The sequence below is a fragment of the Saccharothrix sp. ALI-22-I genome, assembly GCF_001984175.1.
Lineage (GTDB): Bacteria > Actinomycetota > Actinomycetes > Mycobacteriales > Pseudonocardiaceae > Actinosynnema.
Window position 1 is genome coordinate 148096 of record NZ_MTQP01000060.1, and the last position, 26994, is coordinate 175089.

At 71.1% G+C, this 26994-nt stretch carries 2 protein-coding genes; both read left to right on the top strand.

Translation table 11 applies throughout. The features are described from left to right. Positions 1 to 35 precede the first annotated feature (35 nt). Positions 36 to 26462 carry a UvrD-helicase domain-containing protein gene (locus ALI22I_RS20210; RefSeq protein ID WP_077007089.1) on the top strand — a complete coding sequence of 8809 codons (26427 nt, stop codon included), beginning with the start codon at positions 36 to 38 and terminating at the stop codon, positions 26460 to 26462. Continuing rightward, the gene (locus ALI22I_RS20215; RefSeq protein WP_077007090.1) at positions 26459 to 26989 is read left to right on the top strand and encodes a DUF6292 family protein; all 531 of its coding nucleotides are present in this window, start codon (positions 26459 to 26461) and stop codon (positions 26987 to 26989) included. Before ALI22I_RS20210 ends, ALI22I_RS20215 begins: the two co-directional genes overlap by 4 nt. Positions 26990 to 26994 lie beyond the last annotated feature (5 nt).

A 26994-nucleotide genomic window follows, 5' to 3' on the forward strand; every position in this document is an offset into this window, starting at 1 on the left:
GGACCAAGGTCCGCGACAACCTCGCCGCGTTGCGGGTGCTGCGCCTGCTCGACGAGCAGGACAGGCCCGCCACCGCCGAGGAACAGGCCGTGCTGGCCCGCTGGGGCGGCTGGGGCTCGGTGCCCCAGGTGTTCGACAAGCCGGAGTTCGAGCAGGAACGCGCCGAACTGCGCGAGTTGCTCAGCGAGGCCGACTACGCCGAGGCGTCCGCCTCCACGCTCAACGCCCACTACACCCACGCCGGGATGGTCACGGCAATCTGGAACGGCCTGGCCCGCCTGGGCTTCGCCGGCGGTGACGTGCTCGAACCAGGCTGCGGCCCGGGGCACTTCATCGGCCTGGCGCCCGAGGACGCACGGATGGTCGGCGTCGAACTGGACCCGACCACGGCCGCCATCGCACGGGCCCTCTACCCCGACGTGCACGTCGTCACCGGCGACTTCGCCGACCTGGACGCCGCCGAGGGCAGCTTCGACGCCGTCGTGGGCAACGTGCCCTTCGGCGACTGGCAGGTGCGCGACGAACGCCACAATCCGGGCACCCGGCTGGTGCTGCACGACCACTTCATCGTCAAGAGCCTGCACCTGGTCCGGCCCGGCGGCCTCGTGGCGGTGCTGACCTCGTCCGGGACGATGGACAAGATCAATCCCGAGGCGCGGCGGCGCATGGCACAGCTGGGCGACCTGGTCGGAGCGATCCGCCTGCCCACCGACGCCCACCAGCGCGCCGCCGGCACCGACGTCGTCACGGACCTGCTCATCCTGCGCCGCCGCCACCCCGACGAGCAGATCCGGGTGCACTCGGAGACCTGGGAGCGGTCGCTGCCGGTCGAGATCGGCCAGGACGGCACCGTCCTCAACGTCAACCGCTATTTCCTCGACCACCCGGAGAACGTGCTGGGCACGTTCGACGCCCAGCGCCGCCAGTACGACAGCAAGGAACTCGTGGTCCGCGGCGACCCGGCCACCGTCGTGGAACAGTTCGCCGAGGCGGTGGACCGGGTGGCCGGCGAGGCCCTGTGGGTCCGGTTCACCCGTCCCCTCCCGACACCTGCGGCCGAGACGCGCCCGCTGGGACAGATCGGGCTGCTGGAGGCCGAGGACCGGCGTTTCGACGGCATGTTCACCGCCCACGACGACGGCACCTTCACCCGGCTGGTCCGCGGCGAGCAGCAGCCCTACGAGCCGCCCGAGGACGAAGCCGACGAACTGCGCCGCCTGATCTCCCTGCGCGACATCACCATCGCCCTGCACCGCGCCGAACAGACCACCGTCGAGGACAGCGCCGAGATCGCCGGGCTGCGCGCCCGGCTCAACAGTGTCTACGACGACTACGTGCGGCTCTACGGGCCGGTCAAGCGGTTCACGGTCACCGAACCCCTGGAGCAGGGCCGCTACGTCTACGGCAAGTGGTGCGACAAGCGCAACCTCGACAAGTACCCGCCCACCGCCGAGCAGCTCGCCGAGTTCTTCACCGGCCTGCGGAACCAGGGAATCGGCCAGGACCTGCTGTCGACGTACCTGGAGTCGATCCGCAAGGACCACGCCAACGCCCGCAAGCGCCGGGTGAAGAAGGCGATCAAGGTTCTACTGGACAGTGAGCAGTACAGGGGCGCCGAGGACGCGCAGAGCCTGCTGGACGCGCTTGCCGAGTCCAACCCCGCTCTGCTGCTGTCGCGGGCCGAGATCAAGGACATCCCGCCGCGTCCGGACGCCTACCCGCCCGCCGAGACGATCATCGCCACCGCGCCGCCGGAGACCGATCCCGACCTGGACCTGGACGAGCTGGGGCTCAGGACCACCAGGACCGAGCACCCCAAGCAGGGCGGATTCCGCCGCGACCCCCTGTCCAGCCGGGTGCGGGGCCTGGAGGACTACGACCCGGCCGCCGGCACCGCCCGTAAGTCCGACATCTTCACCAAGCGCGTGTCCAACCCGCGACCGGAGCGCCTGGGCGCCGACACCCCCGAGGAAGCGCTGTCGATCTGCCTGGACAGCCACTCCCGGGTCGACCTCGACGTGATCGCCGAGTTGCTCGGCATGCCCGACGCCGCACAGGCGCGCGAAGCGCTGGGCGAGCTGGTCTACGACGAACCCGGACGCGAGGATCCGGTGTGGGCGCGGGAGTACCTGTCGGGCAACGTGCGCGCCAAGCTCGCCCGCGCCCGCGAAGCAGCCCGGGAGGACGACCGGTTCGCCGTCAACGTCGCCGCCCTCGAACGCGTGGTGCCCGCCGACCTGGGGCCCGCGGAGATCGAGATCCGGCTCGGCTCCTGGATCGGCCCCTCCTACGTCCAGCAGTTCCTGCGCGAACTGTTGGACGACCAGGGCATCCGCGTCGAGGAGAAGCTCGGCTACTGGGCGATCACCGGCGGCAACGAGAACTCCGTGCTGGCGACCCAGATCTGGGGCACGGCCGGCAAGCACGCCCTGGACCTGGCCCAGGACCTGCTCGACGGCCGCGAGATCGTGGTGACCAGGATGGTCCCCACCGTGAGGGGAGGCGAGGCCAAGGAGGAACCGGTCTTCGACCCCGAGGGGACCGACCTGGCCTTGGACAAGGCCGAGGAGATCGGGGACCGGTTCGCCGGGTGGGTGTGGGAGGACACCGACCGCGCCCAGGAGTTGATCACCCAGTACAACGACCTGTTCAACTCCGAGATCCCGCCGGACTACTCCGGGATCGAGTTGTCCCTGCCGGGCCTGTCCGACGTGTATGCGCTCGAGCCGCACCAGATCAACGCCATCGGCCGGGTCATCTACCAGCCCGCCACCGGCCTGGTGCACGGCACGGGCGCAGGCAAGACCCTCGAAATCATCGTCGGTCTCATGGAACGCCGGCGACGCGGCCTGTCGAACAAGCCGGTCGTGGTGGTGCGCAACGACAGCATCGCGGCGCAGTTCGAGACCGAGTGGATGCGGGCCTACCCCAACGCCACCCTGCTCGTCGCCACCAGTCACGACCTGCGCATCGACAGGAAGAAGGGGATCAACTACCGCGCCGACTTCGTCTCCTACGCGGCCGAGAACGACTTCGACTGCATCATCATGACCAAGGAGGCGTTCCAGAGGATCCCGGTCGAGCCGGAATTCCAGGAGAAATGGCTCCAGCGTGAACTGGACGCGCTGCTCGCCGCCAAGACCGGCTCGGAGCAGGACGGCAGCAGCAAGACCATGACCAAGACGCTGGAGAGGGCGGCCAAGCAAGCCAAGAAAACCCTGGAGGACATGATCGCCGGCGTCCCCCGTGACGCCGAAGGGGCCACGTTCAAGGATCTGAAACCCGACATCGTCGGCTTGGACGAGGCACAGGACTGGAAGAACGGCATGATCCACAGCCAGTCCGCCGACCTTGCGATCGCCGGGGCCAAGCGGGCCATCGACCTGGACATGAAGCTGGACTGGCTGACGGAGCAGTACGGCGGACCGCGCGTCGTCCTCGCCACCGCCACGCCGTTTACCAACAAATTCACCGAGGTCTACCTGTGGATGCGTCGACTGGGACACAAACTGCCCCACTTCGACGCGTGGATCCGCACCTACTGCGTCGCGCTCTCCACCATGGAGATGACTCCGGGCGGCACCCTCAAGTCCAACTTCCGGATGCGCGGCACCATCAACGAGCCGGAACTGTGGCTGGCGCTGCGGCTGACGTCCGATTTCAAGAGCAAGAAAGAACTCGGACTTCCCGAGCCGCGCTTGCGCGGTGGACGCATCCGCGTCCTGCAGGCATCCGCGCCGGAGGAAGCGCGGATCTACACCCTGGACCTCGCGCGCCGCGAACGGATCATGAAGCAGGCCGCGCGCGACGGCGAGGACGAGGACGAGGAGAACCTCAAGGACATCGCGCTGACCATCCACAACGACGGCGAGAAGGTCGCCCTCGATGTGCGACTGGTCGGCCTGACCACCGACGAACCGCAGAAGATCGACGTCGTCGCCGACGACATCCACGAGCAGTGGGAGGCGAACAAGGACAACGTCTACCTTCGCCGCGACGGCACCGAACACCCCGTCCGCGGCGGCCTGATCCTGGTGTTCTGCGACCTGTCCACCCCCGGCAGGGGGTGGAACGTCTACGACGAGTTGAAAGACCTCCTGGTCCGGAGGGGCATGCCCGCGGATTCGATCCGCTTCATCCACGAGGCGGGCAACTCGCCCGAACGCAAAGCGAACCTCTACGCGCTGGCGCGCGACGGCTCCGTGTCGGTGCTGATCGGCTCGTCCTCGAAGATGGGCGCGGGCCTCAACATCCAGGATCGTGCGACCGACGGCTACGAACTGCACGGCCACTGGCGTGCGGACATCAGTCCGCAGAACCAGGGTCGCATTTTCCGGCAGCACAACCAGAACGCGGAGGCCGGATACACGAGGGCGGTCACCTCGCCGTCGATGGACGCGAAGAAGCACGAGATCGCACTCCAGAAACTCAACATGTTCGCACCGCTGTACTCGAACGAGAAGCCCGCCCGCAGCCGCATGCTCGACGACAACGAGGCGATCGACCTGGCGGATGTGATGGCGGCGGCCACCGGAGACCGTCGCTACCGCGAGAAGGCCGAACTCGACCAGGAATACAAGCGTCTGTCCCGGCAGGCCGACGCCCACCACCGCAACCAGCAACGGCTCAAGTACGAGATCGCCAAAGCCGCCGAGACCATTCCACGCCTGGAACGGTTCAAGGCCCGGCAGGAGGAACAGCTCACGCGGCTGGTCGACACCCGCGGTGACGCTTTCGCGATCACCCTGGCCGGCGAGCACCACACCAAACGCGCCGAGGCCGCCGAGTCGCTCAAGGCCACGCTGATGCAGGAATGGGCATCGACCCGCCTCGGCGCCCGGTGGCGGACCGTCGCACTGGGAAGCCTCGGAGGGTTCGACTTCGAAGCCGCGATGAACCGCAGCTCCTTCTGGGACAACGGCATCCTACTGCGTTTTCCCGAACTCGCCGAGTCCATACCGGAAGTCTGGTTGAAGGGCGCGGAACTGCCGGACAGGCACGGCATCATCACCCGGCTGGAGAACGCACTGCGTGAACTGCCGGACGCGGTCCTCGTCACCGAGGACAACATCCAGCAGGCCAAGCAGGACCTGTCCGCCGCCGAGCAGGAGGTGGGCAAACCGTTCCCTCTCCAGCAGCGGCGGGAGGAGGTGGCGAAACGACGCCTCGAACTGATCGCCGAACTGGCCGACCCCTTCGACGACTTCGTCGACCCCAACCTGCCCGCGGACTCGCCCGAGGCCATCGCCCGCGCCCAGCGGATCGAGGCTCACGCCGCGCTCATGCGCGAGGTGCAGGAACACGCGACGTCGTTCGCGCGCGTCAACGGGTTCCGCGACGAGGCCGCCGAACGCTTCGCCGGCTGGTACGTGGCGATCGTCGACCGGGTCAGCGTCGACAAGCACCCGTCGCTGGAGAAGTCGCTGAAGGTCTGGTTGCAGATCGGCTCCCCCGACCGCAGCGAGCGCGGCCGGAAAGCGGACTCGCGCGGCGGCGGACAGGACGTCGACATGCCGATCGACGACGAGGCCGTCCCGACGGTGGTCGACGGGATGTGGGAGGAGATCACGCCGCAGCAGGTGCCGCATGCCGAACCGGATCCCACCTCGGCCGAGCCCACCCCGACCCGGCCTGCCGACATGCCTCCGCGCGACAGCGCACCGGCGCGTCCGTCGGAGACGACACCCGCGACGACACCCGCGGCGACCGGCGGTCGCGCCGCCGGACCGCGGCCTACGCGACCCGGCTCTGCCCCGCCTGGACGGGACCGGCCCGCACGCGCGGCCCGTGCGCGGGCCGAACACACCCGCAAGTCCCTGCCGACGTTGCTACGGGAGTGGGCGGAGACCACCGGTCACCAGGTCGACATCGGCACGGAAACCGGCGACCAGGGCCCCCTGATGGTCTACAAGGTCGACGGCGCCCGGTTGGAGCGCCACCACCTGACCGAGGTCATGGAGACCGGCTCGCTCACCTGGCCGCTCCAGCCCGCCTCACAACGCCGGCCCGCGAGCGTGCCGGAAACCGCCCCGACCACGACACTCGGGAATGACCTTCCCGATCCTGCGCCCACACACGCCACCGGTACCGACGGCACGCCCCCGGGATCTCCGGGTGACGACAGCCCGACCGCAAGTGACGTGTGGCTGCGGGAACGGACGCTTCAACAGCTCGCAGGACCCGACGCCGTCGACACATTGCGCAACGCGGTCGAGGAGATCGAGCGTGCGAACTACTACTACCTGCGGTCGGCAGACGTCGAGTACGGCACCGTCGACAACACGGAGCGCATCGTGTTCTCCCGAGCCGGACTGCCGCCGGCCGACGAGTTGCGCGACTTGTTGCCCTTCCTGCAAGCCATTCGAGAGGAAGTCAACCGCGACGCGGCCGAGGCTGCGGTGGAGGGCATCCTCACGGCTCACGACGTGCATGACGAGGACCATGGCGACGAACTGCGGCGGGCGATCACGGAAGCCGGAGTCCGTGGTCCCGCAGAGTGGGCCGTCCTCGGGGCGCTGCGCGACGTCGCTGCGCTGCGCCGCATCGCCGCCGCAGCGCCGTCCACGAAGGACGCCCGACTGCGGCTGCTCAACGGCCGGGAAGAGTCAGTCGCTGAACTCGGCTGGCTGCCGCTGAGCCGGCGCAACAGCCAGGTCTGGGCCCGTTGGGGCGAGATGGAGATCGGCGCGTCGCGTCAGGGAGGCGGACGCTGGTTGCTTCACCTTGCCGCCGCAGACGCCGGCCACATGTTGTACGAGGTGGAGGCAGATTTCGACAACGGCGACCGAGTGATGCGGGCCACGGTGGCGACGGCGGCCAAGACCGCTCAGCAGCGCCTGCTGGACGCCGTCAACATCGTGGCCGCGGCACTGCCCATCCCGCAGCCCGCCCACTCGCCCACCGCTTCCGCGCCTGGCGGCGAGCCTGCTGTCCGGCTCGACTCGGCCGTGCCGGAACCGGCGGGCATCGACTTCGCCCACAGAGGCGCCCTACGCCCTGCCGACCTCGTGCAAGAGCTGGGTATCACCGCCGAGCAAGCCGAGTGGATGAACCGGGTGTTCGTGCGGGTATCACTGGCCGACACGGTGCACGACACCGTTCGCGACCACGCCGGCGAGCTCACCGCAGCGATCAATGCCGGCGACGTCCAGCACCGGCTGGTCGGTGAGATCGGCACAGTGCTGGGCCGTCACCTGCTGGAACCGACCAGAGACCGGGAGAACCACGGACGTCAGTCGTCTTTCCCGGAGGCGGTGGCAGTCGTGTCCGGGCGGTATCGCGACGAGCCTTTCGCCGCGCGGGTCCGGCAGCTCGCCCTGGAGGTCATGGTCGGGCGCCTGCTGCGCAACCTCGGCGCGCCGCTGCCCCAGCTGATCGAGCACCACGCCGCCGACATGGGGCTTGCGGTCGAGCCACAGCACGCCGTGTGGTTGCGGGACTGGATCACCCAAGCGGCCAACGACCCCGGAATCCGGCAGACGGCCCTGAACAACGACAAGGGCAGGCTCGGCCAGGTCCTGACCGGCCACCTCATCGACACGTCCTGGACCGCGTTCGACGAGGCCACCCGCCTGAACACGCTGCTGCCCGACCACGTCTTCGACGACCGCTACGCCCGGTTGTGGCACGACCTGGCCCGTCACGTGGTGTTCGACCACGTCCGCGGCCTGCGCGACGTCGGCCTTTCCGCCGCGTACCCCATGCCTGCGGTCGAAGCCGACACATCCGACGCCGCACTCGACGCCGCGACCGGGACGACCGACGGCGAGCACCACGAGATCGGGGGAAGGCCGACGGGCACCACCGACCGGGACACCGTCGAGCCGTGGGACGTGGCGGCCGTGTCGAGCGAGCTGCGCCACGTCGTGGGTCTGGACGAGCCGCAGGCCGGGTGGCTGGTCGGCGAGCTGGTCGGGCTGTCGATGTCCGGTGCGGTGCGGGCGACCGTGCGCAACACCCCCGACAACCTGTGGGCGATGCTGCCGGGCGAGATCACCAGGGTCTTCACCGTGCCGCTGACCGCCCTGGGCTCCGCCGGTGACGAGGCGGTCGTGCCCGAGGCCCTGGCGCCGGCGCGCCGGTTCGCGAACGAACCCGAGTTCGCGGCCGAGGTGACTCGGATCGCCTCGGCGTTCGTCCGGGCCCGCACCGAACGTGACCTCGCCGCCGACCTGCCCCGGCTGATCGGCCACCTCATGAACGATCTCGGGTTGCCGCGCGACCCGGCTCACGCCGCGTTGCTGCGCGACTGGATCGGCGCGGCGGCCACCGACGAGACCGTGTTGGAGCTGGCCCGCACTTCCGAGGCGGACGAGTTCGCCGAGCACGTGCTCGGCGAGTTCCTGCAAGAACGGGCCATCACCTCGGCAGCCGAGGACCCGGGCGTGGACGACACGGTCGCGGGCTACGTCCTGGACCAGACCCCGCAGGCCACCCACTGGCTCGCCCTGGCCCGCAACGTCGTGGTCGACACCGCGCACGGCCTCGGTCCCGCCCTGGACGCGACGCCCGCGCCCGACGAACCACGGGCAACACCTCCGGCCCGACCCGAACGGGCCGAGAAGACCGAGCCGGGCCCCGACCGGGTCGCCACGCCCGTCGAACAGCAGCAACCAGCCGACGCGCCGGAGCCCGCGCCGGGCGTGGACGTCACGGCCGTCGAGCCGGAGGACTACGCCCACCTGCGGACGGTGGCCGCGCATCGACGTCTGCGCGCCCGCGCCGTCGCCGACGAGTTCACCGCGTGGGAGAAGCAGGTCGACGCGGTCGCGTGGGCCCGCGAGATCGCCGCGACCACGCCACCGGGTGGGCTGCGCGTCCACGACACGGACACCTCGCGATGGAAGATCACCACCGCCGCGGGCGTCACGGTCATCGGCGGGAAGTCCTTCTACCGGGGCGACCGCAGCGTGGCGCCGCGCGTGAGCCAGGAGCAGGCGGACGACCTCGCGGCGCGTCTGGTCGCGCTGCGCAACGACGAGGGCAACCCCGCGCCGTTCGCGGCCTCGGACTGGGCGGTGTGGTCCTATGGGTGGCGTGACGCCGATGGGCGCACGTTCACCGACGCGGTCAACCTGGTGGCCGAGGCGTGGGCCGCGGCCTACGGGTTCCGCATCGTCGGCCTACGCGAGCCGACGGTGGCGCTGCCGCCCGGCGGCATCACCGACACCGAGGGATTCAGCCTGGGGCGCCCGGCGTCGGAGGTGGCGCCGGGCGACGTGGTCCGGGTCGACGGCGAACCCCGCCGGGTCGTCGAGAGCGGGCCGCGGACCATCCAGTACCCGGTCAAGTACGGCCGGCGCACCCGCAGCCTGACCAGGCAGATCCATCGGCTGACGTTCGACGACGGCACAGCCTTGCAACTGCTCGGCGACGGCGCGCGGCTCGACGTGCGGTTCGCGGCGCACCCCGACGCGATCACGGCCGGACACGACCCGGGCATGGGTCGCTGGGTGAGCCTTCCCGAGCCCTTGCGGTACACCGGCTACGTCGACCACTTCACGGTCATCGACACGGCTGACGCCACGGCGGAGTGGGTACGGCGGATCGCGCCCGGCACCGCGCTGCTGTTCACCCCGCGCGCCGACACCGTTTACGACGGCCGGGCGCGGGTCGGCGAGGTGACCGCACAGGTGGCGCACTTCCCCCACCGACAGACCTCGCCCAAGCGGGAATACGAACACGTCGTCCGCTTCGCCGACGGCACCTTCGACGTGCTGGACCTCGACGACGCCGACCGCGTGACGGTGGCACCCGACGCCGAGCAACTCCGGCAGGCCCTCGACGCCTGGAACAGCGCACCACCGGTCCCGCCGCAGCCCCGCGACCTGCCCGACCCGGCTCCGGCACCGCCGAGGCCGGAGCGGCCGACCCTGGGCCACGTCGAGGCGATCCTGCGTGACCACGGCCTGGACCGCACGGGCGAGGTGAAGGAACGTGGCGGTTCCTACCTCGACGGAGCCCGCCCCGAGTTGGCCCCGCAGGAATTCGTCATCGAGTGGTTCCGGCCGGCGGACACGATCACCTCCAGGTTCGTCGTGCTGGAAGCGGGGATCTCGTCCGCGGGTGTGATCACCTGGGTCCAGGAACGCCCCGGCGTGCTCGACGGCACCAATCCGAGGATCACCGAACCGGAGTTGCACCAGGTCCTCGAAGCCGCCGGTATCGCTCCCGAGACGGCCGCAGCCGATGAACGGTCGTCGGGTCACGCCCCCGGACACGAACGACAGGACCACGCCACCCAGGCCGCGACACCCGTGCGGGACAAGCCCCGCCCCGAAGGTGTCGCGGTGGAAGAAGACGCCGTCGACGTCCAGGACGCCACCGTCCTGAGCGACGACCAGCGCAACACCGCCGAGGTCGTGCTCAGCACCGTGAGCGGGGCGACTCCGGACGCGACGCGTGATCTGCTCCATGCCGAGATCACCGACGCCGGCTACACCTGGACCAACACCGCCGGCGTCGGCGTGGGCCGCCTCGACCACACCAGCCGGACCTTGCACACCGACCCGTCCTGGTCGGGCGAGGACGAACTGCTCGCCCTCGCGGACGGGGTCGGTGACCTGCGCAAGCACCTCCACGACGACACGGCACAGGCCGTGATCGACGCGCTGCTGGTCGAGAATCCCACGCTCACCGCGGACCTGGACGACCTCAAGACAGTGGTCCAAGCGTTGCGGACGGCAGGCGTTCAAAGCCCGATCGGCCAGTTCATCCGCGACCGGCTGGCCACCGCGACCGCACTGCGGCACATCAGCCACGTCGCGTCGTCCATCGAGAACGAGGTCGTGCGGACGCGCAATCCCGGCACCGGCGAACTCGGCCGGGCACTGGACGTGGACGAGGACTGGTCGAGGCTGGTCGGCTCCCGCACAGGCAGCACCGGCGAACTGGTCTGGGGGCGCTTGCGGATCAACGCGTCCCGCGAGATCGCCGGAGGGCTGTCGCTGGCACTGTCGTCGGAGTCGGCACCCGGCGCGGTGCACCGGGTGAGAGCCGCCGGCCCGTCGGCCCGCCTGGTAGTGGTCGAGACCGTCACGACCGCAGCCGGGACGATGCGGCAGGCGCGGCAAGCCGCTGTCCGCGCGGTCGCCCGTCACCTGCCCATCAGCTCCGACACGCTGCCCGCGCACCTGGACCGGATCCGGCCGCTGCTGCTGGAACACGGCTGGCGGCACACGGCGACCGTGGAGAAGGGGCGCTTTCCCGAGCCGAAGCCGTACGCGTACGAACTGATCTGGGAACGCGGCACACAGCGGCTGGAACTCATCCACGCCGGCGACGACGTGCTCGGCAAGGCCGTGCTGGACGGCCGCCGGCTCCCGGCGACACCTCTCGGGCTGCGCGCGGGCATCCAGACGCCTTCCGCGGCACCAGACGCGCCCACCGACACCCCCGCGACGCCCGTCGACGCCGCGGACGTGCGGCCATCCACAGTCGACATCCCGCACCAGCCGGTACCCGCGCAAGCAGCCGACGCGACCGTCGACGGCCGCGACGAACCGGGCGGGCCGGACAAGGCAGACGCGCCTGAAGCGGCAACCGGTGCGGCGGACGGATCGGCGGAGCAGACCCGTGTGTTGACCGTGCACTTCAGCACCGCCGCCGGCGGGCTGATCCTCGGTACGGCCGACACGGACGACATCTTCGACACGTTGCAACCGGAACGCGCCGGATGGAAATGGCGGCAGGTGCGCAACAGTCCCGACGGTGCCGCCAGGGCCTGGGTGCTGCCCAAGAGCCATGACCAGAATCGCACCGGCCGCAGCCTTGTCAACTTCCACGGCCGACTGGTCAGGAAGCTCACCGGAGCGGCCAAGCGCCTGTCCGACGCCGGGTTCGAGGTCCGGTTCGACATCCGTGACCTGCCGCAGCGGGTGCTGACCCGGTTCGAGGAGTGGCAGGCACGCAACCTGCCTGCGGCCCCGCCCGTGCCCGCACCGGTGCCGACGGCCGCCGTGCCGCAGGACGACACGCCCGGCGACCCGCGACCCGTCGGTGCTCCGACACCCGGCGCGACGCCCGCGCACGGCTTCACGGTCGTGGCGCGTCCGGGACCGTGGACACGCCGTATCGGCATCCGGGTCACCGGCGACACAGCGATCGTGTCCGGCACCCAGCCCGACGATCCCAAAACGCTGCGCGCGGCGCTGCTGGACAACGGGTTCAAGTACACCCGTGAACTCAACGGATGGGAGTACGTTCCCGGCCGGCGCAGGGTCACCAGGGAAGAGGCGGTGCAGGCGCTGCGCGAGACGCTGCGCGCCTTGGACGAGCAGGTGGCCGAGCGGCGCGCGGCGCGGAGCGGTCCGACGTTCCCGCCGACCCCGCAGCAGCAGGCGATCATCGACGCCTACGCCGCCGGCCAGGACGTCGCGGTGCGGGCTCTGGCCGGCACCGGCAAGACCACGACCCTGCGGCTGCTGGCGGCATGGCTGGAGCGACACGCCCCGGAGACGACGATCGTCTACGTCGCGTTCAACCGGTCGATCGCGGACGAGGCGCAGGAAGCCTTCGGGTCCAACGTGATCGCCGACACGATGCACGCCTTCGCCCGCCAGGCCCTGCGCAACGACCCCCGCTACGCCGACAAGATCAACGCCACGATCGCGAAGAAGGACGGGTGGCCCGAGGACGTCGCCCGCGACCTGGGCCTCGGCCTCGACCAGACCTCCCGCCGTCTCCTCGCGGGCGATCCGGACGCCGACCACACCGTCGGACGCTTCGCCGGCATGGCCCTGGCCACCGTCAAGAACTTCCGGGAAAGCCCGGACGCCGGGATCGGCCGCGGCCACCTGCCCGCCACCGTGATCGACGCCCGCTCCCGCGACCTGGAAGCGTTGGTGCTCGACTACGCCCGGCGCATCTGGGCCGACAAGACCTCCCCACAGGGCAGGCTCGCGTTCACCCACGACGACTACCTCAAGATCTGGGCGCTGGGCAACCCGACCCTGCCGGGCCAGGTGATCTTCTTCGACGAGGTGCAGGACGTCAACGGGCTGCAAGCGGCCCTGGTGCAGGCCCACACCGCGCAGACCGTGGTCGTCGGCGACACCTACCAGTCCATCTACGGCTTCCGCGGCGCCCGTGACTTCCTCACCGGCTGGCCCGCCGACGCGGTGCTCGATCTGACGAAGAGTTGGCGCTTCGGCACCGCCGTGCAGGACTTGGGCAACCAGTTCCTGGAACTGCTCGGCTCCGACTTGCGGCTGGAGGGCAATCCGGCGCTCGACACCCGTCTGGAGCCCGTGCCCGACCCCGACGCGGTGCTCGCGCGCACCAACGCCGGAGCGGTCGCCGCGGTCGTCGAGGGCTTCGAGGCCGGCAGGCGCGTCGCCCTGGTCGGCGGCGGCGACGACCTCAAGGACATCGCCAAGGCAGCCCAGGCCCTGCAACGCGGTCGACGCACCCGCCACCCGGAGTTGAAGAACTTCAGGACCTGGTCGGACGTGCGCCGCTTCGTCGACGACAACGACGAAGGCAAGTCGCTGCGTGCGTTCGTGAAGATGGTCGACAAGTACGGCCCCGAGGAGCTGATCCGCCTCGCCGACGACCTGGTGGACGAGCACGCCACCGCCGAGGACCTCAAGCCGCAGCTGATCGTGTCCACCGCGCACAAGGCCAAGGGCCGCGAGTGGGACAGGGTCAAGATCGCCGACGACTTCAAAGGCCCTACCGTCGACGACGAGGGCAACACGGTGCTTCCCGAGCCCGAGGAACTGCGGCTGTCCTACGTCACCGTCACCCGCGCCAAACTGCGGCTGGAACTGGGGTCGCTGTCCTGGATCCACGACTTCACCCCGGCCTCGGCGACCACCGCGGCACCCGCGCCCAGCCCGCGACGAGCCGTGGCCCCCGAGGACACGCCCGACGTCCGGGCACAGACCGCGCCGTCGTTGATCACACCCGCTCCACCGTTCACCGCGCCGGACCCCGCCTCGCCGCTCGACGCGCGCGGTGACGAACCGGCCCTCGCGCCAGGGGCAGACGACGTCCGCGTCGGACCCGACCCGGTCGTGGTCGTGCACTTCTCCCACCACGACGGGCTGAGGCTGCTGGTCCCGGCCGACCTCGATGTCGAGCCGGTGCTGGCGGCCACACAAGCCGGGTGGGCTCCGGGGCAGTCCATCCCGGAGCAGAGGGCACCGATGGCGTGGACGCTGCCGCGCACCCGCGCGGTCACCCTCGACGGACACCGCCTGGCACGCTTCCACGACCGGCTGGTCTTCCGGATCGACGAGGTGATGACCGGGTTGGTGCTGGCCGGCATGCCGGTGCGCCTGGAAACGGGTCAGCTGCCCGACAGCGTCGTGGAGCGTCTGCCGGAGTGGCAGGTGGTCCCAGCGCCTGGACTCCTGCCCGGCCGTCTGGCGAAAGCCGATGACGAAGCGCTGCGCCGCGAAGCACAGCTCGAACAGCAACGGCAGAAGCGGTTCCGTCAGCAGCACGCCGAGTTGCGGCGCGAGATCCGGCAGGCACTGACCGCCGCCGCTTACCTCTGGACGCCTGCTACCGCTCCCGACGGCGGTGAGATCGACAGCCGGATCGACCACGATGCGCGCGAGATCGTCACCGACCGCAGCTTGCCGGACCTTGAGCAGACCCTGGAACTGTCGGCGCTGCTCGACGAGGTGACCGAGCACCGCGAAGGGCTCGCGGAGCAGGCCCGCACGCTGCTGCTGGAGCGCAACGGCGACAACGAGCAGCAGTGGCAGCAGGCTGCCCGCTGGTGGGCCGACTCCGTCACGCTCGACCTCGTCGCCCAAGCCGCCGCAGCAGCCTTGATCTCGCGCAACGAGCGGTTCGTGATTCCGGGCGCCGTTATCTCCGACCAGCTCAACAAGTTCACCACCGCCCCGGCGCTGCTGTTCTTCGCCCGCTGCGCCCGCGACGGCCTGCGCCCGTCCCAGGCGCAAGGCAAGCCCGCCAACGTCCTGCTGTTCAGCGACCACCTGACCCTGGGCGACACCGTGATCCGTTTCACCGCCGAGGAGGGCGCGGTGTCGGCCGAGCTGGGTGCCAAGGACCACGGCCACCACTACCGGGTCGAGATCGACACCGCCTGGCTTGACGCCCCGGACGGCGGCGAGAAGATCCGCGACCTGCTGATGGACAGCATCAGGCACGCTGCGCGCCGCGCCGACGACCTGCGTCGTGACCTGGTGAGCGCACTGACCACCGCAGCAGCGTCCACCCCCGCCCAACCGCCGTCACCGGTTGCTTCTGCGGAGCAACCCGCCGCGACGGTCACCGACGCGGCGGCAGTCCAGACGCCGTCCGGGCAAGCGGAGACCGGCCCGACCGACACCACCTCGATCACCCCCGTCCGCCGCGAGCCCGATGAAGCCCTGCCGACGTCGGCCGGAAGCGACGAAGCGCCGGAGGACGAGCCGCTGGCGTTGTTCGGCGCCGAGGACGCCGGGGTCGACCCGGCCGAGTTCGCCCTGGCGCAGCGCCTTCCCAAGCGCACGACGCTCGATCCCGACGCCGATCGGGCGCTGTCCCAGGCCATGAGCGACAACCGCGTCACCGGCTGGCAACTGGAGCAGCTGCTGGACCTGCACACCCAAGGGGATCCCGACGACACCGAGTCCTGGCTGCCCAAGTGGAAACTGCTGCACACCGACCCGCTGTCGCCGTCGCACTACTACTCGGCACCCCATCCCGACTACAACCGCGTCATCGGCCGGTGGACCGCCGCCCTGGCACTGGAACTGGCCAAGCACGGGATGACTGTGCGGCACTTCCGCTCCAACGCCAAGAGCATCACGACCCAGCACGAGGTGCACGACGACCTCGGGGTGCTGCTGCTCAACAGCCGACTGCCCGCAGGCACCCAGGCGTCCATCCTCACCGACGCGCTGGCCCAGCGGCGGCAGGGCACCGTGCACGCCACGTCCGAGACCGACGGGTGGCGCCCCGACCCGGTGATCGAGCGGGACACCCGGCTGCTGCTGCGGCTGCCCGCCTCCAGCGGGTTCGATCTCGAGGCCGATGTGGCGTTGGACCGGCTCCTGCCCGACACCTCGATCACCGGCGCGGACGTGGACCGGCTGCTGGAGCTGTATGCCCAGGGCGAGAAGGGCAAGACCGACACCTGGCTGCCCGCGCACGAGATGATGAGCACCGACCCGCGCACCGGCCGCCGGTACGGCGGCAACGACGGCGAGGACTTCGCGCGGGTGGTGAACCGGTGGAATGCCGTCCTGACCCGCGCGCTCGCCGGGCACGGCCTGGTCGTGCGGCACTTCCGGCCCGGCTCCCGGCGCGAACGCCTCCACCATGAGGTGCACGACGACCTGGACGTGGTGCTGCTCAACAGCCGCATCCCGCCGATCACGCAGGCCCAGGCACTGACGGGGGTGTTGGCCGACGTGCGCCGGCGCGCGCCCGCGCAATCCGACACCGAGGCGTCCCGAACGCCCGAGCCGCGCCGAGAGACCGCGCCACGGGACGCCACGCCGCAGACGGCCCAGGCCACGGTCTCGCAGCCGTCGCTGACCTGGTGGCGGGAACAGGCCGATCCCCACGGGCTGGACGTGCGGGTGGTCCGCGTCGCCGACAAGGCGTGGATCACCGTGCGCGAGCGGCACGCCTCCGACCTGCCGATCCCGCCGGCGCTGTCGTACTCGGTCGACACCGGGCAGGTGGTCGACGGCGCGGCACGTCCCATGCCGCTGTCCGCCGTGGCCGACTACCTGGCCCGCTACCGCGAGTCGGTGCCCGAGGAGCTGTTCGCCGCCCCGGCTGCGATGACGGATTGGGCACGGCGGGTCGCCAACCTGGCCCCGTACGCGGTGGTCGGTTCGCACTACCTGCCAGAGGTGAGCGCACTCCTGGACAACGCGCACCACGCCGTCGTCGACGGCGACCTGGACGAAGCCGAGAACTGGATGCGCGCGGCCGAGGCGCGAGTGGACAAGGCCGTGGGCGGCCACCGGTTGACCCCTGAGCGCGAACAGCAGGTGCTGCGGGTCATCGGCGACTACGCGGCGGCCTACGCGTCGATCGCGCCGGACGTGGGGCGCTTCCTCACCGAGTCGCCGAACCTGCTCAACGGCTCGGAACGGGAGTGGGAGTGGATCAACAACCATCTCGGTGACCACCCCGAGCTGCGTCATCGGCGGCCACCGGACGACGCGGCCATCCGTGCCCGCAACGCCGCCGAGCGCGCCGAGCAGGAACGCCGCGGCAAGGAGATCGAGAAGCAGGCCGTGGCCGCGTACTCCGACGGTGACCTGGTGCGGTCCCTGGAGCTGCTCGACGCTGCCGAGATCGCCGACCCTGTCCAGCGGCAATACTGGGACAACCTCCGCGTCGCGATTCGGGAGCAATCGGCTACCGCACAGGGCGACGCCGCCGCGCGGACTGCCGTGGAAGCAGACGCCGTTGTCGACGCGGCGGTGAGCACCATGCCGACGCCGACGGCGGGACCATCGCCCACCGCCGAGACCACACTCGCCACCGGCCCTGCAGCGGCCACGCCGTCGCGTCTCGCCGAGGAGCAGGATCAGGCGTTCCCGACGGCCGCGGCGGACATCGAAGACCCGGCGTCGATCACCGCCGAGCGCCTGCTGGCCCGGTACGCGGCGATCAACCAGGCGGCGGCCGACTGGTTCGAACGGCAGTACGACCAGTCCAGGACCGCCCGCCGCTACCTGGAGGACCGACTGGGCGGTGCGGAGAAGGTGGCCCTCGCCCGTGGCCGCGCGGGCAGCGGGGTCGGGCTGACCATCGGCTACGCCCCGCACCAGCGCACCGTCCTGGTCGAGCACCTGCGCACGCTCGGCTACCGCGACCAGGACATGGTCGACGCCGGGGTTGCCGGCCACACCGGCAAGGGCGTGCAGGACTTCTTCCGCGACCGGATCGTGTTCGCCATCCGCGACGAGCAGGGCCGCATCGCCGGGTTCACCGGGCGCGCCCTGTACGACAACGTCACGCCGAAGTACCTCAACACCCGCGCCACACCACTGTTCGACAAGTCCTCGCTGCTGTTCGGCCTGTGGGAGCAGCGCGACCTCATCGGCCACGCACTGCCCGTCGTGATCGAAGGACCGATGGACGTCGCCGCGCTGAGGGCCGCCGGCCCGCAGCAGCGGCTGCTGCCGGCGGCGACTCTCGGCACAGCGGTCACCCCGCACCACTGGGACCTGCTCGACCGCGTCCTGCCTGCCGGACAGCAGCGGGCGGTGGGCCTGGACGGCGACGGGCCCGGTGTGAAGGCGGCTCTCAGGGCCACGGAGTTCGGTGTCCGCCGCCACGCGGACCTGCTGGCCACCATCCTCCCCGACGACATGGACGCCGCCGAGTTCGCCAAGGTCCGGTCGTCCGAGGAGCTGATCGCGGCCTACTTCGATCCCCGCTACACCCATCCCGCGCTCGACGTGCTGGTCGAGTCCCGTATCGCCGTGTTCGCCGACAGGCTGCAGGAGGTCGAAGGTCAGGTCGGCGCCGGGCGCGAGGTGGCGCGACTGCTGGTCGATGTCGGCTTGGAACACGCGGTCGGCCGCGTCAACCGGCTGGACACCAGGCTGGGAACGCGACCCGGCGCGATGGCGGCGTTCGTCGTGGAGGCGTGGCTGGACGCCCAGGCGCCCGGCGGCACCGATGCCGTTCCCCGTGTCGTCGAACTGCTGGCGGCGATGGACGACGAGCGCGCTGACGAGCTGATGGACGACATCGCCACCGCGCTGCGCCTGACCCGCAATCGCCTGGCCGACCTCGTGGTCAGCGCCCTGAACAGCCGGCCGTCGGTGACCGCCGATGACGGCGACACCATGGCGGAAGCGGCCACATCTGACCACGTACCCGTCGTCGTGCCGCCGCGCGGCCCCGATCAGCCCGTCATCGACACCGATCCCTTGGTCGTGCGCGCACGCGAGTCGGGCCTGTCCGCCCGCGTCGACCTGATCGGTGACCGGTGGTGGATCACGCTCGCCGAACCCGCCGCGCCCGCCACGCCGGTGCTGACGTGGCCGGACAAGAGCCTGAACGTCATCACGGGCACCGGCGCAACCTTCGGGCTTCCCCGCGCCCACTTCTACCTGGACAACTACCGGCAGAACGTGCCTGTCGACCAGGAGACCGAACACGCCAAGGCACTGGGCGTGCCGACCTCCGTGCCCGGTTGGGCCGAGCGCGTGGCCCGGCTGCTGCCCTACACCCTCACCGGCCCGTCCTACCGGCGCGGCGTGGGCGAACACCTCGACACGGCCATCCGCATGGCCCGCCACGGCGCTCGCGACGACGAGGCCCTGCACTGGTTGGAGCGCGCCGAGCGCCTTGCACCGACACTGCCCGTGCCGCCCGTCGACAACGCCCCGGTCGTGGAGGAGGCGAGCGCCGGCACCACCGCGTCGGAGGCGGCGCCGGACCTGACGGCGGCGGAGATCGAGCGACGCTACGACGAGGAGGGCTACCAGCTCATCGCAGGCCTCACCGAGGTCCCCGCCCTCCTGGAGCAGCACCACTGGCACCTGCTGGAGGCCAACCAGGAGGAGTTCGGGGGCGTGGTCACCGGGCACTGGCGTCGCCACGACGTGTCCCTGAGTCTCGCCGTGACCCCTCCCGAGGAGGGGCACCGGACGTTGACGTGGGCGGCTGTCCTGTATGGACCGTTCGAGGACAACCGGTGGCGGGAGGGCGAGTTCCTCACGGCCGAGGCGCTGCGCAGGTTCGTCGAGCACGCCGGTCTGTACGGGATCGCGCGTCCCACGCGGCTACCGGGCCGGTGGCGTGTGCAAACGGTGGACCACCCCGACGATCTGGTCGCCGCGTTCGCCGAGGAGCCCGACGGGAGCCAGGCGCAGATCGCCGTCCGCGCGGCGGACGCGGTGCAGGAGGACTGGTACTTCACCGTCGGCGAGGCGCCGATCCCGCTCGCACCGCCACTGCCCGACATCCCGGCGGAGGACCGCGACCAGCTGGTGACCTGGCTGCTGGGCGACAACGACCGCAGCCTGCGGCCGTGGGTGTCGTTCGTCCTGGGAGGCAAGGCACCCAAGGGACACAAGTACCTGGACTTCCCCGAGGGGTTCGCGCACCTGGCCGAACACGACCGGGAGCTGTACCGGCGCGCGGTGGCGGCCAGTGCCGGGCGACCTGCGAGGAACGGCAAGTTCAAACTCGACAAGGCGCGCACCGCGCTGGAACGCCTGATCGAGGGCGACCCGTCCCTGCCGTTGAACAGCGTGGGCTCGTACGTGGAGATCCGCGCGGGCGACGCCCCCGAGGGCTGGCACGTCAACCAGCGCGGGCTGACCCGCGGAGTGGTCCTCGACGTCCGGGTTTCCCGGGTCGTGGGCCAGATGGTCATCGCCATCGAACGGGACGAGCCCGACAAGCGCGGCAAACTGCTGGCGTGGGCCGAGGTCGAGCCCGACACCGTGCTCAAGGTCCTCGCCCTCGAACAGCGCCCGGCGCGGCGAGAGCCCGACGTGCTTGCCGTGCTGCGCAGTCCGGAGCACCTTATCGCCTCGAGCGAGCTGGCCGATCCCTCCTCCTTCATCGCGCTCCGTGGCGCGTTCCTCGCGGCGCGAGCCGGCCGCGACAGGGTGGGGCTGTTGTGGTTGGGCAGCGCGCTGCTCCTGGATCGTCACGACGTCGACCACCCTGCCGTGGGGGTGGTCTACGACGCCCTGGCCGCGCACGCGACCGGCACCGGACTCGATATCGACGACCACGCCCGGCGCCTGGCGCAGGCCGGACATGGCTCCGATACCGCCGAGGCCCTGCATGTCCTGGCCGACTGGATGCTTTCCCTGGCCGAACAGGCGAAGAGGGACGAAGAAACGTCCGACGCGGCGGAAGGCCCGGACGAAACACCTTTCGCCCTGCTCGCGAGCACGGCCACCGCGGTGGCCGACGGCATCATCCGACACGGCGAGGCCGCGGAACCGGAGGCGGTCGCCGACCCCACGACACCGGCCTTGGGCGCCGCCGCCGATGATGCCCGAGAGCCGGGAGACGAGGTCGCGGCTCACGGCGACGCGGCCGAGGCGAGCGCCGAGCCCGATCCGAGCACGCTTGCGGACGCGCTGGACGAACCGCCGGCGCGCCCGGCGGGACGCGAGCTGTTCCCGGATGTCCCCGGCCAGGAACAGCCGTCCGTGGACCTGCTCGGCACACCGTTCCCCGTCGCGCCCGAGCTTGCGGACTTGGCCGGTGTCGAGCATTTCGGGGCGTGGGCCCGGCAGCAGGAGGACCGGTTGCCCGGCGAGGTCGACGGGGTGCCGACCCCGCCGGCGCGTGTCGCCCTGGCAGTCGCCCGCTTGGTCGCCGCCAGCGGCGGTGACCTCCCGACCCGCCAAGTCGCGATCCGGGTGGCCTACGAGGACCTGTTCCCGCTGCACACCGCCGTGCGGGTGCGGCAGTTGGCCGACCTGGTCGACACGCTGGTACCCGACGCCGAGGCGCTGCGGGAGGCCCTGGGCACCCACCGCAAGGGCCGCACCTTCACCGAGCAGTTGCGCGCCGTCGGCGACCGGATCGAGCGGATCGCCCGCAACCCGATGACGTTGGCGCGGGCCCAGGCGCACGCGCTGTTCAAGCAGGTGACGGCCCTTACCGTCGAGGGCGCGGCCACGGCGTTGCAGGACGGCGACGGCGGGGACCCGGTGCGGGACTTCCTGGGCCACACCGTGTCACCGACGCTGCTGGCGGTCGTGGACCCCTTCGCCCTGGGGGTGCTGAAGGACTCGTTCACCGCTCTGGTGCGCGGTGGACGGTTCGACCCGCAGCAGCGGGCGGAGAAGGAAGTCGACGCCGGCCGGGGGTTCCGGACCGCGGTCATGCTGCGTGCCCTGGCGGTCGAGGCCAGGGCCCGGATCAGCGTTGGCGATCCGGCGGGGCGGGCACTCAAGCGCCACGCCGGGATGGGAGTGGTCGTCCAGCGCCTGGAGCAGGTCGCGCAAGGCATGGCCGACTCGGGCTGGTTCGACCTGCCCGACGCCGACGCGCCGTCCGCGCCGTCGCGACGGGTGCGGCAGAGCCCCGGCGTCGCGCCCGTCGACGCGCCCGAGGACGAACCCCTGACCGAGGCCGACATCGTCCGGGGGTTGTCCACCTACCTGGACGGGCCTGCCTTCGCCCGCCTCGTGTACGACATCGAGCAGGAGGAGCTCGGCTCCCCGTTCCGCGACGCGGACGGCAACGCGCCCATCGGCGGCACGGGAGTCGACGGCACCCGCGTCGAGTACGACCCGAAGTCGATCACGATCGACATCTACACCCCCACGCAGCACCACCAGGGGCGGATGACCTGGAAGCAGGTGCACGACTTCGTCCGGCCCGGCATCACCCCCGCCGCCGGCCGCATCCTGCTCGACGCCACCACCGCGCGCCAGGGCTTCGAGAACGCCCTCAGCCGGTTCGGCGCGCTCGGTGAACAGCACCTTGCCCGCGACGTCGTGCGAGAGCTGTCGGACTACCAGAGCCGGGCGATGGACACGATTCTGGCCGCCGCCCGTGCGGCGCGCGAGGCGGGCACGGCGCGCAAGGCGACGCGCCGCAGCCGCAGCGACTCCACACGCCTGGCGAGGAAGCTCCTCGTCCCGGTCGAGGAGTTGGAGAACCTGTCCGCGGACGACGCCGCGGTCCTCGACCGGATAGCCGTGCTCAGCATCCACCTGCCCTCCGGACCGGCGGCATCCAAGAGGACGTCCAGCCTCAAGCCGGGCGACACGCTCGACCGCGACGGCGAGCCGTTCCGGTTGGACACCGGACCGGCCGTGGCCGACGGCCACCTTGAGCTGACCGGATATCGGTTCCCGACCAGCGGAGAAGCCGGTGAACAGGAGGTGTGGCGGCTTCCTCTCGACGGTGACGCCGCCGAACCGCGACTGGACCTGGCGGTGTTGCCCGAGTCGCTGGCCGACATCGGTGCCCCACCGGCGTTGCCGTCCCCGGCAGTTCCCGACGCACCGTCCGGGACGACGTCCACCGGTGTGACCGGCGCCGATGACCTCGACCCGGCCGAGTTCGGCTGGCATCGCGTCGAGCGGGCCTTCGACGAGCACGACCGCACGGTCGAGCGGTGGCACCGGGGCACCTCCACCCTGATCCTGCTGTGGCAGGTCACCGATCAGGGCGTGGAGGTCGTCAGCCCGGTGTCGATCGACGGCACCCGACATCACGTCCAGGCCTTCGATCAGCTGTACCGGCTGCTCACCGACAGCAGCGGCGCGAGCACCGCGCCGGTCGACGAGCAGCCGGCGGAGCAGGAACCGGTTGAACAGCCCGACGACCCGCAGATGGGGCTGTTCAACCTCGCAGAGCCCGCCCCGATGCCCGTATCGAGCACCGCCGGGACCGAGGGCGGTCCTCACGCGGGGGCACCCGGTGAACCCTTGCCTGCGGCACAGCCCCACCCCGGGACCGGTGCGACCGGGCAGTCCGAACAGGACACGACCACAGGCGAAGACACCGTGCCCGCCTCCGTGCAGCCTGGGGACAGCCCGCTGCGTGACGGGACGGCCAAGCTGTTGTGGACGGTGGGGAAGGGACACGCCGGCAAGTGGCAGACCCTGATCGGTGAGGTCGAGCGCGCCGGCTACCGCCATGAATCCGTCCCCGGAGCCGGCTCCGGCGGGATCGACCACGACACGCGCACGCTGGTCACCGACCCGACGATGCTTCTCAAGGACAGGGTCGTCGTGCTCGCCGACCATGTGGTCGCCATGTACGTGCACGTCAATCACGCCGCGGCCGAAGTCTTTGTGGACACCGTTCTGCGCGAGCACGACATCTTCGACCTCGGCGAGTCCGATCGCGATCTGGGGCCGGCCATGTCGGCGATTTCAGCGGCGGGAATCGAATTCCCCTCCACGCTCTTCGACTCGTTGCGGCACGTCGCGGCGCTGCGTCGCATCGCCGAGGTGGCCCCCTCCACGGCCGGTTCGCGTTTCCGGCTGCGGGACGCCGACGGGGTCACGATCGCCGAGCACGACCACCTGGTGATCGACCCTGTCGAGGAAGAACAGCTGTGGAACTGGGGCAACCTGCTCATCACATCCTGGGTCCGCGGCGACGACAGGCAACCCGTTCTGCGACTCGCCGCAGTCGATGCGCCCCACATCACCTTTGGCGTGAAGTTGGTCGACGACATCACCACGCCACGCACCTATCTCTTCAATGGGCTGATCTCCGAAGGTCCGGTGGAGCGGGTAGTGCGCCACGTGGTCGCCACGGCCGGTGAGCAGGCACGACGACGGCGACTCGATGCGATCCGAGCAGCAGCCATGCAGTTGCCCCTGTCACCAGTCGCGGCCCCGGCCGACAGCGCGGTCGTGGCGCGGCAACACCTGGAGCCGGCGAGGGCAGCCGAGGCCGTAGGCGATGAGCACATCCTCGCCGCGCAGACCGTGGACATCGGCGACACCGACCGGCAACCGCAGGCACAGCCGGCCGCAGGACCGACGGCACCCGCCGACCCGGGCAGCGCGCAACCTGCCGCGGACACCGCGTCGGTCGGGCTGTTCGGCCTCGACTCGGGCCCCGTCACGGTCGAACAACCCGACCAGGTACTCCCTTCCGACCAGAGCACCGCCGCAGCAGGCGAGGTCACGACACCGGGAGACGACCTACCCCGTTCGCTCGACATCGCCGCCCAGGACGGGCCCGCGCCGATGGGATCGGCGCAGTCCACGGGCACTGCGCCGACGTCCGACGACCCCGCCGGGTACGTCGACACGGCCGGGACGACACGCGAAGTGCCCGAGTCGCCTCAGCCGCCGGAACGGTTCGCGGCGTCCGACGAACCGCCCGGCCCCATCCCGGCCCCATCGCGAACAGGACCCCAAGCGCCGCAGCCGTCAAGCCGCGAATCGGTCTCCCGGACCGCCGCCGAGCCCGTCGAGGACGCACCGGCACAGGACGAGCACGGCCCGGATCGGGCCCGCGGGCGCCTCGTGGACGTGGTTGAGGGAGCACCGGCTGAGGTGACGTCCACTGCACTACCCCCGGCGGTCCTCGACCCGGCACCTTCCGACGCGCCAACCGTCGCCTCGACCTCGTCCGTTCCGGACGGCCCGTCGCCGCAGACCGCCGGGCCCGTCACCGTGCCCGTGACGCCCGGGAGCGCCGCCCGCGACGACGACGTCGACACCGACCGGCCGGAAACGTATTCGCCTGTATCCGAGGAGACACAGGACGCCCGGCACGACCGCCCCGCGCCGACGCCGGCTTCGGTCGACCTCGCGGGTGACGCCGACTTCGAGGAGGACTTCCACCACGACGTGGAACCCGAGGCCATGACCGACGATCGCCGCGCCGATCCGGACGAGGAGGTCGAGGACGACAGCCACGACCCCTTCTACGCCATGGCCGACGATCCCGAGTTCGCGCTCGGCGAGGGCGGGACAGCCGCCGAGGTGGACATCCCGCCGTCGGTCGAGACCGAGACCGAGCGGTCCGTGAAGCCGGCAGTTCCAGTGGACGCCGGCCCCACTCCCACTCCGGAGCCGGCACCGATGCCGGTCGAGCCGGTCGAGCCACCGTCACCGGCCGCCGATCCGATCCGGGCAGGCGAGGGAGGCACGGCGACGCAACACCCTCCGGCTGGGCGGGGCACCGCACAACCCGATCCGCGCACCGAGGTCGAACCGGCCGCCGGGATCCGCGGCGAGGACACGACACCGACCGGACCGGCACCGGCAGCGGGGTGGTTCGACCCCGTGACCCCGGCACCGGAGGAAACGTCCACCGCGACCGTCGACGACCTCCGCGGGTCCGATCGCGCCGAGGACGCGGCCACGGCCGGTTCCCGCGAGGAACCAGGCGACCTGCGGGATGCGATCAGGCGGAACTGGGCGGACTTGGTGGCCGACGCCGCCGCACTCGGGTTCTCCGTGCGCGGCAGCTGGAGAGCAGGCGGCTCCACAGTCGATCACGACACCGACACCATCGTGATCGCGAACGGACAGGGGCCGATCGAACGGCTGGTGGACCTGGCCACACACCTGGTGCGGATCGACACCGAGCGCTCCGGGCTCGCCCGTCGACAGGTCGACCACCTTCCCCTGCAACGGGCGACCGAGCCACAGACCGCCGACCTCGACCCGATCCGGCCGCTGCTGCTCGACGTGCTGTCCGAACCGCCCGACATGCCCTTCGAACCGCGGACCGCCGACCTCGACCCGATCTGGCCGCTGCTGGTCGACGTGCTGTCCGAACTCCCCGACGTGCCCTTCGAACCGCAGACCGCGCCGGTCACGACGGTGTTCCACTCGCCGGGGCACTGGACGATGTCCGGATTGTTCGACGAACCCCTGCCACGCAGCGGTCACCACGGCGACGACGGGCAAGCCCGGACACGGTGGGCGAGCCCGACGGACACCCGGCCACGACAGGACCTGGTCGTCTCCGCGGCGCCGGCCGCTCACGGCGGGGTCGACGGGCGCTTCCCAGGGCGCGGCACCGCCCACACAGGCGGGGTCGGACCCGCGCGAGGGGGGTCGCGGTGACCGGCGAACCGGCCACGGGTGAGCCGACGATGCCTCGGGCACACCACCAGGACCCACCGGCCCCCTGGCTGCACCACGCCTACGTGCACGCGGTGACGCAGGCGCTGCTCCACCACCGTGTCCGGATCGTCGGCCGTGAGGTCGTGCTGTTGCCGGGCCCGCCCCGGTTCGCATCCCTGGCGATCGGTGAACCCGTCCCCGACTCCGACTGGCCGGACACGTTCTGGCCGGACGCGGAGTGGATGCGTCTGCTGTGGGACGAGCACACCGGGTGGTCCTGGCGGGTGAAGCTCGCACACGAGCCCTCGGCCCGTGACGCCGTCCACTTCGACCTCACACCGACACCCGCACCGGGAGTGCTGGCGACCTGGGTACGCGTGCTGCTGGCGCACCGCGACGTCGCGATCACACGCCACACCGACCCGCGGACGTCGCCGGTGTGGCCGGCGAGCGCCGTGGATGCCGCGCTCGCCGCCTACGAGGCCGCGCGGCGCGCGGAGACGGAGGTGACCGACGAGCACGACTAGCCGGC